13 protein-coding genes are annotated in these 14,385 nt (G+C 44.6%); 5 read left to right on the top strand and 8 right to left on the bottom strand.

Going from position 1 to position 14,385, the window contains the following annotated elements:
* Window positions 1–262: 262 nt before the first annotated feature.
* From GN278_06625 to GN278_06615, 3 genes are all read right to left on the bottom strand, one after another.
* Complete coding sequence (locus GN278_06625) at window positions 263–1,093, bottom strand: hypothetical protein (GenBank protein ID XAT60518.1); 831 nt, start codon at window positions 1,091–1,093, stop codon at window positions 263–265.
* A 305-nt stretch (window positions 1,094–1,398) separates the two neighbouring features.
* Complete coding sequence (locus GN278_06620) at window positions 1,399–1,707, bottom strand: Dabb family protein (protein XAT60517.1); 309 nt, start codon at window positions 1,705–1,707, stop codon at window positions 1,399–1,401.
* Window positions 1,708–1,787: 80 nt separating this feature from the next.
* Entirely contained in the window at window positions 1,788–2,765 is a 978-nt protein-coding gene (locus GN278_06615) for an alpha/beta fold hydrolase (protein ID XAT60516.1), read from the bottom strand.
* Window positions 2,766–2,962: 197 nt separating this feature from the next.
* On the opposite strand from GN278_06615, the gene thrS reads away from it, so the two are divergent.
* Together thrS and GN278_06605 are read left to right on the top strand one after the other, a co-directional pair.
* On the top strand, window positions 2,963–4,912 hold the full coding sequence (thrS, locus tag GN278_06610) for a threonine--tRNA ligase (GenBank protein XAT60515.1): 1,950 nt from the start codon (window positions 2,963–2,965) through the stop codon (window positions 4,910–4,912).
* 364 nt (window positions 4,913–5,276) lie between these two features.
* Window positions 5,277–5,486 carry a cold-shock protein gene (locus GN278_06605; protein ID XAT60514.1) on the top strand — a complete coding sequence of 70 codons (210 nt, stop codon included), beginning with the start codon at window positions 5,277–5,279 and terminating at the stop codon, window positions 5,484–5,486.
* 40 nt (window positions 5,487–5,526) lie between these two features.
* Here GN278_06605 and GN278_06600 read toward each other — a convergent pair whose 3' ends face one another.
* The gene (locus GN278_06600) at window positions 5,527–6,432 is read right to left on the bottom strand and encodes a LysR family transcriptional regulator (GenBank protein ID XAT62576.1); all 906 of its coding nucleotides are present in this window, start codon (window positions 6,430–6,432) and stop codon (window positions 5,527–5,529) included.
* 94 nt (window positions 6,433–6,526) lie between these two features.
* Between GN278_06600 and metF the strand changes: the two genes are divergently transcribed.
* Window positions 6,527–7,393, top strand: a complete 867-nt coding sequence (metF, locus tag GN278_06595; protein ID XAT62575.1) for a methylenetetrahydrofolate reductase [NAD(P)H] — start codon at window positions 6,527–6,529, stop codon at window positions 7,391–7,393.
* Here metF and GN278_06590 read toward each other — a convergent pair whose 3' ends face one another.
* Entirely contained in the window at window positions 7,394–8,317 is a 924-nt protein-coding gene (locus tag GN278_06590; protein ID XAT60513.1) for a phosphotransferase, read from the bottom strand.
* 270 nt (window positions 8,318–8,587) lie between these two features.
* Between GN278_06590 and GN278_06585 the strand changes: the two genes are divergently transcribed.
* Entirely contained in the window at window positions 8,588–9,415 is an 828-nt protein-coding gene (locus GN278_06585; protein ID XAT60512.1) for an enoyl-CoA hydratase, read from the top strand.
* A 176-nt stretch (window positions 9,416–9,591) separates the two neighbouring features.
* Here GN278_06585 and acs read toward each other — a convergent pair whose 3' ends face one another.
* Entirely contained in the window at window positions 9,592–11,535 is a 1,944-nt protein-coding gene (acs, locus tag GN278_06580) for an acetate--CoA ligase (protein ID XAT60511.1), read from the bottom strand.
* A gap of 283 nt (window positions 11,536–11,818) precedes the next feature.
* Here acs and GN278_06575 point away from each other — a divergent pair, with 283 nt between their 5' ends.
* Window positions 11,819–12,937 (top strand): hypothetical protein, encoded by a 1,119-nt coding sequence (locus tag GN278_06575; GenBank protein XAT60510.1) that lies wholly within the window; start codon window positions 11,819–11,821, stop codon window positions 12,935–12,937.
* Window positions 12,938–12,949: 12 nt separating this feature from the next.
* On the opposite strand, the gene GN278_06570 is transcribed toward GN278_06575, so the two are convergent.
* A complete protein-coding gene (locus GN278_06570) occupies window positions 12,950–13,360 on the bottom strand; it encodes a TIGR01244 family phosphatase (GenBank protein ID XAT60509.1) in 411 nt (136 codons plus the stop codon).
* A gap of 90 nt (window positions 13,361–13,450) precedes the next feature.
* Window positions 13,451–14,380 (bottom strand): AEC family transporter, encoded by a 930-nt coding sequence (locus GN278_06565; GenBank protein XAT60508.1) that lies wholly within the window; start codon window positions 14,378–14,380, stop codon window positions 13,451–13,453.
* Window positions 14,381–14,385: the final 5 nt, after the last annotated feature.

Genomic DNA, 14,385 nt, shown 5'->3' with positions numbered 1-14,385 from the left:
AATTTGCGACTCGCCCGTGGCACTGACCTGATGGTATCAGATTGTAAGGCCATCAACATGCGAAAACTTTTGCAGTACGGTCCTCTGCTTTTCTCTCATAAATGATACAATTCAACTCAATCACTGGGTTCATTTTCTGACCGCCGCGATACCAACGCGGTACTGACGTGATACAGACCCTTGAATTGCGCCAAATATGAACCTTAAAAACGGCTCCACTTGTAACCAAACGGAAAGCTTACGAAGCGCATGAGGCTGCTGATCAGCGTTTTCCGATGAACGTTCCTAAATAGCCCACCGCTGCATTGCCCGTGGAGGCAATGACCCCTGCTGCACCTTGGCCCTCTGTACCTGCAAAAGTACCGTAGATAGCCCCCGCCACTTCATGGCCTTTTGGACCAATAACCGCAGAGCCAGCAGTAAATTCAGCCGTCTTTGGATCAACTTGGATATCACTGGCTGCAAAAGCGTAGTCTTGAGTGCTAGCGCTGAGCACTCCACTTGGTACTGATTTATTGAAATCGATATCCAACTCGAAATTACCCTCTTGTCGCGTGGTTGCGCCATCAACAACAATGATCTCTATAAATCCGCTATAGGTCACTTGGGCTTTGGGCAAAACCTCGACCGGAGTTCCAGAAATAAGATAGCCTTTGTGGCCACCCTCAATTTCGATGTAAAGCCGTGATGCATATTCCGAACCATCCGCGCTGAGATCAAGCCCAGAGATGTTAATTAAAACATCTTTTCCTTGAGAAGATAAAGCTTCTCTTTCTACAAAAAATCGATCGCCAACTTTGGATGACTTTGTATCTTTTATATCATGCAAGCTGCCATTGTAGAGCTCGCTTGCAATTGTTTGATCTTCGACGATTCCAGTGTACACAGCAGGCTCGCTCGGGACGAAAAAGCGCACCGCGCTTTGGCCATCAACAAGTGTTTCCACCAAGCGAAAGCCGCCCGGTGGGCTGACCTCGGAGCCCCCTCCATTTTGCGGCTGCGCATTTGACAGAGTATTCAAATCACTACCACTGCCTCCACATCCAACAACCAGTAAAAAGCATTGCAACACAGCAATTTTACAAATTTTCATAGAGGAATTCCTCAATACATATTATTGACAAACAATACTCTGGTGCAGTCCTTGAGGCGAGAAAATCCAGCCTGCAATTTTGCAAATCAAGTTTATCAATTATGGATTGAAGGAGCTTAACAGCTAACAAAATACTCTAAAAAGAACCAAAAAAATTTAATTGATTTAGCTAAATTTTTAACTCTTTCAGCCTCAAAAAATACCAAAATTGGCTTTGTAAATCTTTGAAGATGTAAATCTATTTATTCATTTAAAGTGGTGTCTAGGTTGACGGGTTCTTTTTCCACTTGCATTGACCGTTTGGATCAGACCGACAAATCAAAGACAATAATGCCGTTATGGCCAGTGAAACACATTTCCACCAGTTGGCCTCCCAACGCCAAATGCTGAGGATCATTTGCATATCTTTGCAAGGCTGTTTGATCTGCAAAAGTTGCCACAAACCCATAGTCAAATTCTGAAGATTTGTTTTCAAAATCGACATTTTGACCAAACTTAAAATCTTGGAATCCTTCAATCCTATCCACAAGACTTGATATCTTAGCCATAACCTCCACAACATCTCCTAAAATAACATCTTTTTTCAAGTTCAAAAATACACAGTGCTGTATCATTTTCTAAAGCCCTAAATTTCACTGTTTAAGTCAAAAAATTCTGTCTGTTATATCAATAATAAAACTATAATCTCCAGATTTTATTTTATTGATTTGAACCAATCAAGAATTTTTTCAACCACCTGTTGGGTTAAATCTGGAGAAAAAATATCCCCTGCCAATACGTGCGCTTCTGCATCATCATTTGCGCCCGGGATCACTTTAAGCACTTGTTTTTCACCACCCCAAATCTTAGCAATTTTCTCAATCATATCCGGGCGTACAACTTGATCTTTTTCTGACATGATAAACAATGCTGGTACGCTGACAGCACCAAAATTCTTGCCAATAACTTTTCGAACCAATGCTGCCATCGGCAATGTTGCCACGATTGGGTAAACATTTGTCCAGTATTTACCATGTTCAGGGTTAAGCGCTTCAACATGCCGCTCTCGACCGACCAAAAGAGGTATCCAGATACGCGCAAATGGCCAGGTCAATAATCTGGCGGCCGCATTATTAACGCCAAAATTTGGCGAAACAAACACCATACCCGCCACATTTTGCGACAACGAAGGATCACATGCAGCGGCAGCAGAAAGTGTGCCGCCAGTAGATGTAGATAATACTATAACGCGCTCTCCAATGCGCCTTGCAATCGCTAAGGCCTCGGCTGTATCGCGCATCCAAGCTGCAACCTTTGCTTCGGCCATCGCGGCCCCTGACCGGCCATGACCTGTCAGCCGGGCAAAATATAAATTTGCGCCAAGTGATTGGGCTATTTGATCAGGCACTGGTCTGATTTCTTCCGAGCTTGCGGAAAAACCATGCAGATAAACAATTGAAACCGGCGTCTTTTGATGCGCTTTTCCATGCCAAATAATGCGTCTCTCTGTTCCGGGCACCATATCCGGCAGCTTAGATTCGGCGGTTTTTAGATAACTATCCAAGTCAGAACCCAAAGAATTCTCATCAAATCTCCATTTCAGGTCTGCCGGTTCTCTTGATCCAAAAACCCAAAGCAGTAAAACGGCCAGAAAAATAATAAGTGTAAGGATCACATTTGAACCCTCCTGCATTTCGACGAGCTTGTACAAAACTGTCGGCAAGTTTCGATTGCGTTGCAATAAGCTCAACCCGCTCTGAGGTCAAAATAATTGTTGGCCGCAAAGAGCAAAAATTCGCTTGACGAAATTATCTACGCAAGCGAAAAGGCCACCACACATATACCCGCAACCGGGCGCGCAGTTGGCGCCAAAACGACGAGGAGGACCAGATGTCCCAAATTACTTTAACTTTCCCTGACGGAAACAAAAAAAACTTTGCCAAAGGTGTAACACCGTTTGACGTGGCCGCAGATATTTCCAGCTCTTTAGGAAAAAAAGCAATTAGCGCAGCAGTCAATGGCGCCCATTGGGATCTGCAATGGCCGATAGAAGCAGACAGCAGTATTGCAATCAATACAATGAAAGATGCCGAACCCGCGCTTGAATTGGTGCGGCATGATTTGGCACATATTATGGCCCGCGCTGTGCAAGAAATCTGGCCGGATGTGAAAGTCACTATCGGTCCCGTGATCGAGAATGGATGGTATTACGACTTTGATCGAGATGAGCCGTTCACGCCAGAAGACCTTGGCCTGATTGAAAAACAAATGAAGGCCATTATTAACCGACGCGATCCAGTGCGTACCGAGATTTGGGCGCGCGACAAGGCGGTAGCCTATTATCGACAGAATAACGAGCCTTATAAGGTCGAGCTTATTGAGGCGATCCCAGGGGATGAACCTTTACGCATGTACTGGCACGGGGAATGGCAGGACCTCTGCCGAGGCCCACATTTGCAGCATACCGGTCAAGTGCCTGCAGATGCTTTCAGGCTCATGTCAGTGGCAGGCGCATATTGGCGTGGCGACAGCGAACGCGCTATGCTGCAACGCATTTACGGGGTGGCGTTTTTAAACAAAGAGGCCTTGAAATCACATTTGCATATGCTGGAAGAAGCCGCCAAGCGCGATCATCGCAAACTGGGCCGCGAAATGGATCTTTTCCATATGCAACCCGAAGCCCCCGGTCAGATTTTCTGGCACCCCAACGGTTGGCGCGTCTACACGACTTTGCAAGACTATATGCGCCGCCAGCAAGAGCGCGATGGCTATGTCGAGGTGAACACTCCTCAAGTTATCGACAGAAAGCTCTGGGAAGCATCTGGCCATTGGGATAAATACCAAGACCACATGTTCATTGTTGAAGTTGATGAAGACCACGCAAGGGAAAAATCGGTCAATGCATTGAAGCCGATGAACTGCCCCGGCCATGTTCAAATCTATAATCAGGGCCTGAAATCATATCGTGAACTGCCTTTGAGAATGGCCGAATTTGGCAGCTGTAACCGATATGAACCTTCTGGAGCACTGCACGGAATAATGCGAGTGCGCGGTTTCACGCAAGATGATGCGCATATCTTTTGCCGACCAGATCAAATCGAATCTGAGACAAAGAAGTTTATCGCGTTCTTGTCGAATGTTTACACAGATTTGGGTTTTACAGAGTTTTCAATCAAGTTTTCAGATCGGCCTGAAAAACGGGCAGGTAGCGATGAAATTTGGGACAAAGCAGAAAATGCACTGAGAAACGCAACGCATGCGGCGGGATGTGAATTTACGCTCAATCCCGGCGAAGGCGCTTTTTACGGACCAAAACTGGAATTTCATCTCACAGATGCAATTGGCCGCGAATGGCAATGTGGAACTCTGCAAGTGGATTTTGTTCTACCAGAAAGGCTCGATGCTAACTACATAGGCCAGGATGGTGAAAAACACCGTCCCGTCATGTTGCATCGTGCCTGTCTTGGATCATTCGAGCGGTTTATCGGTATTTTGATCGAAAATTTTACTGGCAAACTACCGTTTTGGCTCGCCCCAAGACAAGTTGTTGTCGCAGCAATTGTTTCTGATGCCAATGACTATTGCAAACAAGTAGTACAAGCCTTGAAATCAGAAGGAATAAGAGCAGAGGCGGACCTGCGCAACGAGAAAATTAATTATAAAGTTCGTGAGCATTCTTTAGGTAAAGTTCCAGTTATTTTGGCGTGTGGTAAACGTGAAGTCGAACAAAAAACCGTTTCTGTACGACGCTTAGGCGAAAACAAAACCAGCCTGAGTGAATTCGCGGAGATAGTGCAACAGTTGTCGCTAGAGGCAACACCGCCCGATCTCTTGAGTTAATTATTGCCCCACCTGGAGCCAAATCACAGAAGTTTATTCGTCTATTTTGGCCTTAAAGCTGGACACTTCGGTCCTTAAGTGCACGAACTACGCCTGTATTTCGCTATGAAAATTAGACATTTGACGGATAATTTTTAGGCTAATGGGCTGCAGTTAACCCCTTTGAGCACTCCACAACCCAAAAGGACTGGTTATTTTTGGCTGGTTTTACTTGATTTTTTTACCGGCTAGGCGATCCTTGGTGCATGTTTGTACTGCTCATGGCCTGTGATTGGTATTTGCCGACCACAACAACCTAAGCAACTATCGCAGACAACCCAAAGATTTGGGGACGAGAAAGGCGAATAAAGAGGAGACACGGAACATGCCCAATGGCACCGTGAAGTGGTTTAATACCACCAAAGGATACGGCTTTATCGCACCGGAAGGCGGCGGAAAAGATGTATTTGTTCATATATCTGCGGTTGAAAAATCTGGTTTAACGGGCTTAGCAGATAACCAAAATGTCAGCTTTGAATTGGAAGATGGTCGCGATGGGCGGCAAATGGCAGGTGACATAAAGCTTCTAGAGTGAACTTTTTCACCCACTTGTGCACTTGACCGGTTTTACCGTGTCAAACATTTTGAAGCTCTTTGGCTTCTTCACCGGCCATTTTAATCAAGCCGGTCATAAATGGTTTTGACAAATCTTCTTGTCGGGTTGCTGCAAAAAGCCCCCTTGTCAAACCATTTGTCGTCAACGGGCGCGTCACATAATCCGAGCTGTATTTTACTTCTCTAACCACCCAATCTGGTAAAACCGTGACCCCTCGGTTAGACGCCACAAGTAGCAAAATTACAGCTGTCAACTCGACTTGCCGAATTGCGAGTGGTTCTACTTTTGCAGGCAAAAGCAACTGACTAAAAACATCCAGTCTTGATCGCTCAACGGGATATGTGATTAGCGTCTCATTTTTAAAATCCTCAGCGTCAATAAACTTTTTTTTCGCTAGATTATGATTGCTCGAAGCAACGAATACAGGGGCATAGTCAAATAATGGCGTGAATTCGATACCCGGCATTTGTTCGGGATCAGATGAAATCACAAGATCAACTTCTTCTTTTTGAAGTGCTGGAAGAGCGTCAAAAGCAAGACCTAAGCGAATATCCACGTCAACATCAGGCCACGATTTGCGAAACTTTTCGAGAACCGGAAATAACCATTCAAAACAAGCATGACATTCGATTGCGATGTGTAATCGGCCGGAAACACCCTCTCGCAAACCATCAAACTCATTTTGCAACAAGTCAATTTCGGGCAAAACTTTTTCGGCCAATCGCAACAATCTTAAACCAGCTGCCGAAAGACGCATAGGTTTAGATCGTCTTACAAACAACTCAATACCTGCTTGTTGCTCAAGACCTTTTATCTGGTGGCTTAGGGCGGATTGCGTAATATTTAGTTGCGCCGCAGCGCGCGCAACCCCACCCGCTTCATGAATTGCCTTAACTGTTCTTAAATGGCGAAACTCAATGTGCATCCTCATATCAAACTCATAACCTTCTTTAGTTATATGAATTTGATTCATGCTACACAAAGTTGCATAGTATAGGCAAGTAAGGATGGACAAAAATATGCAACAACCCCAAATATCTTTTGAATTTTTCCCCCCACATACGATTGAGGCATCATTTAAGCTTAAGGATACCATTCAAATCTTAGCACCATTTTCCCCACGCTTCGTGTCAGTGACCTATGGCGCAGGCGGAACAACTCGGGAATTGACACACCAAGCCATCAAAGCCTTGCGTGGATCAACCGACCTAAATGTTGCTGCGCATTTAACTTGTGTGAATGTAAGTAGAAAGAGAACTTTACAGATTGCGGATCAATTTGCTGCAGATGGCGTTACGGAACTCGTGGCTTTGCGTGGCGACCCACCAAAAGGCAGTTCAGCTTTCAAACCCCATCACGATGGCTTCAAAAATACTTGTGAGCTGATTCACGCTCTGGCCGACACTGAGAAATTTTTTATCAGAGTTGGGGCATATCCCCACAAACATCCAGAAGCATCAAGTTCAGAACAGGATATTTTGTGGCTAAAGCGCAAATTTGATGCAGGAGCAAAAGAAGCGATTACACAGTTCTTTTTTGAAGCTGACGATTTCTTTAGATTTCGCGATGCCTGCGTCAAAGCAGGCATTCAAGCACCGATTATTCCCGGCATACTTCCAATTGAAAATTGGGCAGGTACAAGAAAATTTGCACAGAAATGCCATGCAAATATACCAGTTTGGTTGGATGACGCCTTCACGAAAGCTGAACGCGACGGGCGTAACGATTTATTGGCCACTGCAGTATGTTCTGAATTGTGCAGCGACCTTATTGAAGGAGGCGTTGACGCAATGCATTTTTATACATTGAATCGACCAGAATTGACACGAGATATCTGTTTTTCTCTTGGCATTTTTCCAGCAGCAACCTTGGAAAACGTCGCTTAATTATTTTCTCCAAATTGGGTTAGACCACGCTCTGCGGCCAGCAGAATCCTTAACAGTAACCCTTAACCAATCACTTTGAGAAACTCGACCAAGCTTGATTTTTGCTTGTGTCATAGACGCACCATGCAATGCTACTGTAGCGCTGCCCTTGGCTTGTATAATTACTGTGCTCACGGCGCTTGAACTGATGGAAATTTGGTTTTTGTCAAGCTCTATGTGATGAAGCTCTGGCCCTTCAGAAGAATAAAAGTGGCCGTTTTTGAGAGCTTGTAACAAAGCATCAGGTGAATTTTCTTTGGCTTTTACCATGACCCATCCGCCAAAATGATCTGGCTCTGTAAAATGGGCATCATCCGTGGCAATTGCCGTTAACTGACGGCCCTCTGTGAGCAACAGATCAAGTATGGCGGTTCCATCAGGTCGGTCGCAGGCAACAGCGCATCCATGATTATAAATTTCAACAGCATGGGCAGAGCCGATTGTTCTTGCGTCTGCTAGTGTCATACCAGACCATTGTGGATGCGCAATAGCCACAAATGCGCCGGCATCTCTTGCTCGTTTTGCTATTTCTTGAGCAGTTTCCTGATCCTCAATTGGCAAAAAATGCGGTGAGTTGGATCGAGCAAAGTCAGATGGCAAACCAACAGCTAGAACATGCCAAAGCTCACCGTTCTGCATTGCCCCAGAATGTAATTCAGCCCCTAGAATTGTTGTGAAGCCGTTATTTCTATATGGCAATGTATCGGTAATTGGATAATCAAATAGACCCACAAAATGGTCAGTCAGGGCTAGAAAGTCATATCCTTCAGCTTGATATCTACGGCAAACTTCACTTGGGTCTAATAAGCCATCAGACCTATTTGAGTGCGTATGCAAATTACCACGCCAAAATTTACCACCAACTTGAAATACCTCTGGTATCATTTTGGTTCTCCCATCAAAGCCAAGCTCATATACAAACCCACTTTGCACAGGTTATATGACCTTTAAAACCCCTTATCAAAAAGCATAGTAAAAATAGAATTTTATGACCGACTACCAAAGGTTAGAATCGGTCCAGTTGTAAGGTCTGGAATTCAATTAAATTACGCTAGGGAATGAAAACAAACATTTGAATGATTATTGTATCCTACTGAGCATCAGATAATGATAATCGAACCCAAAAGCCTAAGAGAAAAAAGATAGAGCAAAATTATGAAATGTTTCGACTTAATAGTAAAGGATCAGGTGGCCCATGTTGTCATGAAAAGACCTGAAAAACGCAATTCTATGATTAAGGAGTTTTGGGATGAGCTCCCAGAACTCATCAGCGATATTGACAACAACGCTAAAGCACGGGTCATAGTTATTTCTTCAACTGGACCACACTTCACGTCTGGAATAGATATTTCTCTTTTTTATGGCTTAACAAATTCTGATGCTCTCACAGAATATGAGCGCAATATTCAGGCTCAATCAATTTTCTATAATGAAGTTAAACGGCTTCAAATAACCTTTTCTGTCTTAGAGGCTTGCAGGCTGCCTATCATCGCAGCTATCCAAGGCGGCTGTATAGGCGGTGGCCTTGATCTCATTACAGCTTGCGATCTTCGATATTGCACCAAGGATGCATTTTTCACACTTTTTGAAACTAATTTAGCGCTGACAGCAGATGTTGGAACGTTTCCAAGATTAGCCAAATTAATCCCAGAGGGTTTTGTCAAAGAAATGGCGTACACTGGAAAGCAGATCAGTGCAGAGGATGCAAAGGGCTTTGGATTAGTAAACGAAGTTTTTGACACGCATGATCAAATGTTAAACAAAGTGTTCTCAACCGCGAACGAAATTGCAAGTAAAGCGCCTATGGCAGTACATGGTTGCAAGAAAATGATCAACTTTTCGCGCGATCATTCCACCTTGGATACGCTCGATTATGTAGCCTTATGGAATGCAGGGCACTTTAAGATTGAAGAAGTGCAAGAAGCGATGATAGCTCAGAAAGAAAAACGCAAAGCTAACTTCATTGACCTTCCTAAGAAGTAATTCTACTCGTTAATCCATCTCAGACTGTCAGAAAATATATTTCTATTTTTTGGGTCACTAATTTTGTGATCAGTAACTAACAGTTTAAAAAGCCCTAGTTAGGCTTGGGCATTTTGTTGATTGCAAGTAAATTTCCCGTCCCTGGGAAATGGCCATGTTAATTTTAATTATTCACCTTAACCGCGGTTCATCCGATTTTTAATCAGATCATCTACTACTGCAGGATCAGCCAATGTTGAGGTGTCCCCAAGGCTACCGAAATCATCCTCAGCAATTTTTCGGAGGATACGACGCATAATTTTACCAGAACGGGTTTTCGGCAAACCTGGTGCCCATTGGATAAGGTCGGGCGATGCAATCGGGCCAATCTCTTTACGGACCCAATTGCGCAATTCAGTTCGCAACTCGTCGCTTGGGGCTTCACCGGACATCAAAGTCACATAGCAATAAATCCCCTGCCCTTTTATATCATGCGGATAGCCAACCACCGCTGCCTCGGAAACTTTTTCATGGGCAACCAATGCGCTTTCCACCTCTGCAGTACCCATCCGGTGGCCTGAGACATTCAGAACGTCATCTACACGGCCAGTGATCCAATAATACCCATCCGCATCTCGGCGGCATCCATCTCCAGTAAAATAATACCCTTTGTAATCACTGAAATAGGTTTGCACAAAACGGTCATGATCCCCATAAACCGTCCGCATTTGTCCCGGCCAACTGTCCTTAATACAAAGCACACCTTCGGCTTCGGTACTGTTCACCTCTGCTCCAGTGGTTGGGTCTAGTATAACCGGTTCAATTCCAAAAAATGGCCGCGTTGCCGACCCCGGTTTGGTAGCAGTTGCACCAGGAAGCGGGGTAATCATATGGCCGCCTGTTTCGGTTTGCCACCATGTGTCTACAATTGGACTCCGTCCCTTTCCGACAACCTCATTATACCAATTCCAAGCTTCAGGATTTATCGGCTCACCAACCGTCCCCAATACTTTAAGGCTGCTGAGGCTACATTTTTCAACAAAAGTATTGCCCAAGCCCATCAAAGCACGAATGGCAGTCGGCGCTGTATAAAATTGATTAACCTGATGTTTGTCACACACCTGCCAAAATCGGCTGGCATCGGGATAAGTTGGCACGCCCTCGAACATCAAGGTGGTCGCACCATTCGCCAGTGGTCCATAGACAATGTAACTATGCCCAGTGACCCAACCAACATCAGCTGTACACCAATAAATATCACCTTCATGATAATCGAATACCAACTCATGAGTCATCGCTGCCCAAACGAGGTAGCCGCCCGAAGTATGTAACACACCCTTTGGCTTGCCCGTAGACCCTGATGTATAAAGGATAAAGAGAGGATCTTCGGCGCTCATTTCCTCAGGTATACATTCAGAGGAAGCTTTGCTCATAAGATTTTTGTAGGAATGGTCTCGGTTTGAAACCATTCGAACTGCACCACCGGTTCGTTCAACCATTAAAACCTGCACATCGCCGCATATCTCAAGGGCTTTGTCGACATTCGCTTTAAGCGGGGTGTTTTTGCCTCCCCGCGGAGCTTCATCTGCCGTCACAAGCAAGGCCGCGCCACAATCATCAACACGGCTGGCCAGAGCCTCTGGCGAAAAACCTGCAAAGACAATAGAATGTACCGCTCCAATCCGATTGCAGGCAAGCATGGCATAGGCTGCTTCAGGGATCATTGGCATGTAGAGAACAACTCGATCACCCTTCTCGACGCCCAGTGATTTGTAAACATTGGCTAGCTTGCAGACTTGCTCATGCAGTTCACCATATGAGATGTGCTTGCTTTCCTCAGGATTGTCGCCTTCCCAGATAATTGCAGTTTGGCGGCGCCGTGCAGCCAAATGCCGGTCAATACAATTGGATGAAACATTCAAAGTTCCATCTTCGAACCATTTAATCGAAATATTGGGATGGGCGTAAGAGACGTTCTTAACTTTGCTAAATGGTTTCATCCAATCAATGCGTTTACCATGTTCTGCCCAGAAGGCCTCTGGATCGGCTCTAGAGGCGGCATACATCGCGTCATAACGATCCGAGTCTACATGCGCATTTGCGGCAAATTCGCTACTTGGAGGAAAGTTTTTTATAGTCATTTTTTTATCGCCCCTTTGTCGGTCAGTAAGGAAAGCCTTCCCTTGGCACTGCTAGAACCGGAAAATCTTAGTGTTTGTGATCTTATCAAAGATAGCAATATAGTCGACGCCTAGAACAACATTGTCCAGCACTTCCTCGCGCAAGGTTCCTAGGAGGGCGCTTTTTTTATAGAGCTATCCTTCAACGTAACAAGTAAACAGCCTTTTTGGCATTTTTTCAGCGATTGCCCCGTCAGATTTTAGAAGCTCATGAAAAAGTGATCGTCATGAAAAATAAACTAAAATGAAAGATTTCGTATGCATAGTGGGCGCACCTTACTTAGACAAAAAAATGTCAGAAATGGGATCAGAAAACACTTTAGCAGTTCTTCGGCAAAAAATTTCACCTTCTCAGCCACAAGTATCCCCCGCTGATAAGGTGTTTGAAAAAAGCCTGCACAAAGCACTGTCGCAATCCGCGTTGCAATTATTTGGTTTGAAGTTACAGATTTCAGACCATCGTATCTGCTATGAACCAGTATCTAGAATTGCAAAAATAACCGAGCCATTTTTGATGCTTGGATTGCTTGAAAGCTCAGCCAAAGATTCGGGCTTTGTCGCATTAGATCGGGCAGCGCTCAGCAACTTAGTTACGTTTCAAACTCTGGGCTGCATCTTACCTGAACTTAGCCAAAGCAGAACAGCCACCTTAACCGATGCTGCCCTGATAGCGCCTTTGATTGAACAGACCATGCAAAAATTACAAGATATTGGCCAAACCGATTTTGGCCTTGGTCAGCCAACTCAATATCGCTTTTCACAAATGTTCACAGATGCGCATCGGGTTTCTCTTGCCATGCAATCGGAGCAATTCATTACCTATCATATGGACTTGGCCATGGGAGACAGCCGCAATCCAGCTAAAATTTTAATTGCATTTCCTACAATAGAGCAAAATCATTTTGACAGAGCGGCAGTTGCTACACAAAAAAGAGATGCTAGCCAGCAAGTATTTCTTTCTCTGCCCACACAGCTCAATGCCGAACTTCATTGTTTTCGTTTTGCTTGGTCAGAGCTATCGCAACTAAAAGTTGGCAAACATTTATTTTTACCAGATACAGCGTTGGAAAATATTCACTTGAAGGCAACTCATAGTTCAGAGTTTATTTCTGCAAAATTGGGAAGGCTTGGGCAATTCCGAGCTGTTCAGGTAGATATCACTGATGCATCGACAAATCTTAATTTGGCCAAGCCTAATTCAGACCTAAAGTCCGTTAATAACCATAAAGGAGAAACCAACATGCTTGAATCCAAAATACCAAATAACAGTTGCAAAAGCGACCTTCCAAAAACCGATGCACTCTTAGGTGATGAACATATTGAAAGGGCAGAAACACCCAATGTAGAAATTGCTTATGATTAGCGGCAGATAGTTTTATACTAAGTGCGGCCGAAGGCCTTCTAAATTATAACCAGCCTGTTTGGTAATCTTTAGAATTTCATCAGCACCACGGCGCCCAGACTGCGATAAGGCCCAAACAACGGTACAGCGTGTTCCGGTCGCGCAATAAGCCAACACTGCTCCTTTTACATCTGATACAAGGTCAAGCTGGGCTTTGATGTTTTTCGCATGCATTGTTTGATGGGTCAAAGGCAATACATCAAAAGTAAGACCGGCTGCTCTGGCAGCAGCACCAATTACTTCGGCCTTTAAATCTTGTGAAACTTCGCCATCGGGACGGTTGCAAATAATTTTAACAAATCCGGCCTTGGCAAGCAGATTAACATCATCTACCGAAATTTGCGGCGAAACATAATAATTCGAGTCGATATGCACAGGTGCCATACATGTCCGGTACCTTAGACCCACCTAGCTTGTCAATCAAAACGGCAATAGTAGAGCCTGACCTTTATCCCACACCGTCTGTGAAACAGCCTATCTTAACAGCGTAATCCACCCCCAAACGGTTAAAATTGAAGCAGCAGTGCAGATTAGGACAGCAGAAGCAGCTACCCGGCGGCCGCGTCCATACATATTGGCAAAAACAAAGCCATTTATGCCCGGTGCCATGGCGCTTGTTACCACAGCAGAGCGAAAGGCATTTTGATCCAGCACCACAGCACGCCCGAAGATCCAAACTAATAAAGGGTGCATCAATAATGAAATGATGCCGACCATGATGATCGGACCAATATCACCTGCCGGTCGATAGTGATAAAGAACGCCGCCCATACCAAAAAGTGCTGTCGGAAGAGCCACCATGACAATCATATCGAGAGCGTCATTTATAGGTTTAGGCAAACTTAAATTATAAAAATTGAGCACAAATCCAGCAATAATGCCAAGCACTAACGCATTCTTAAACATGGCAATTGCCACGTTTTTCAATATGATACCTAGTGGCTGACTTCTATTACGTGCGATCTCCATCGCAAAAATGCCTAGTCCATAGCAGAACGGAGCATGTAACGCGACAATAACAAAATTTTTCGCTAATACTTCGGGTCCGTAAGCCCGTTCGGTAATCGCCAACCCCAACAAAAGCGAGTTGGAAAATAAACAGCAAAACCCGATTGCTACGCAGTCCTCCCAATCGCGCGCAAACAGAAAACGCGCACCTAAAATACCTGCGAAAAAGCTAATCGTTGCTCCACTATAAAACGCCGCGAGCAAATCCACTTGAAAGGTGCTTTGCAAGTCGATCTCTGCGATGGCATTAAACAAAAGACAGGGGATTGCGAAATTTTGCGTGAATTTCATAAGTCCCTCAACATCGCTGTTGGAAAAAAATCCTCGCCAAACAGCAAGATAACCAAACCCAATGACCACAAAAACCGGTACAATGACATCCAATAATGCTTGCATACTTA

This window comes from Rhodobacteraceae bacterium Araon29, from assembly GCA_039640505.1.
GTDB lineage: Bacteria > Pseudomonadota > Alphaproteobacteria > Rhodobacterales > Rhodobacteraceae > CABZJG01.
Note: the sequence above shows the minus strand (reverse complement) of the source record. Positions and strands in the feature narration are given on the sequence as shown.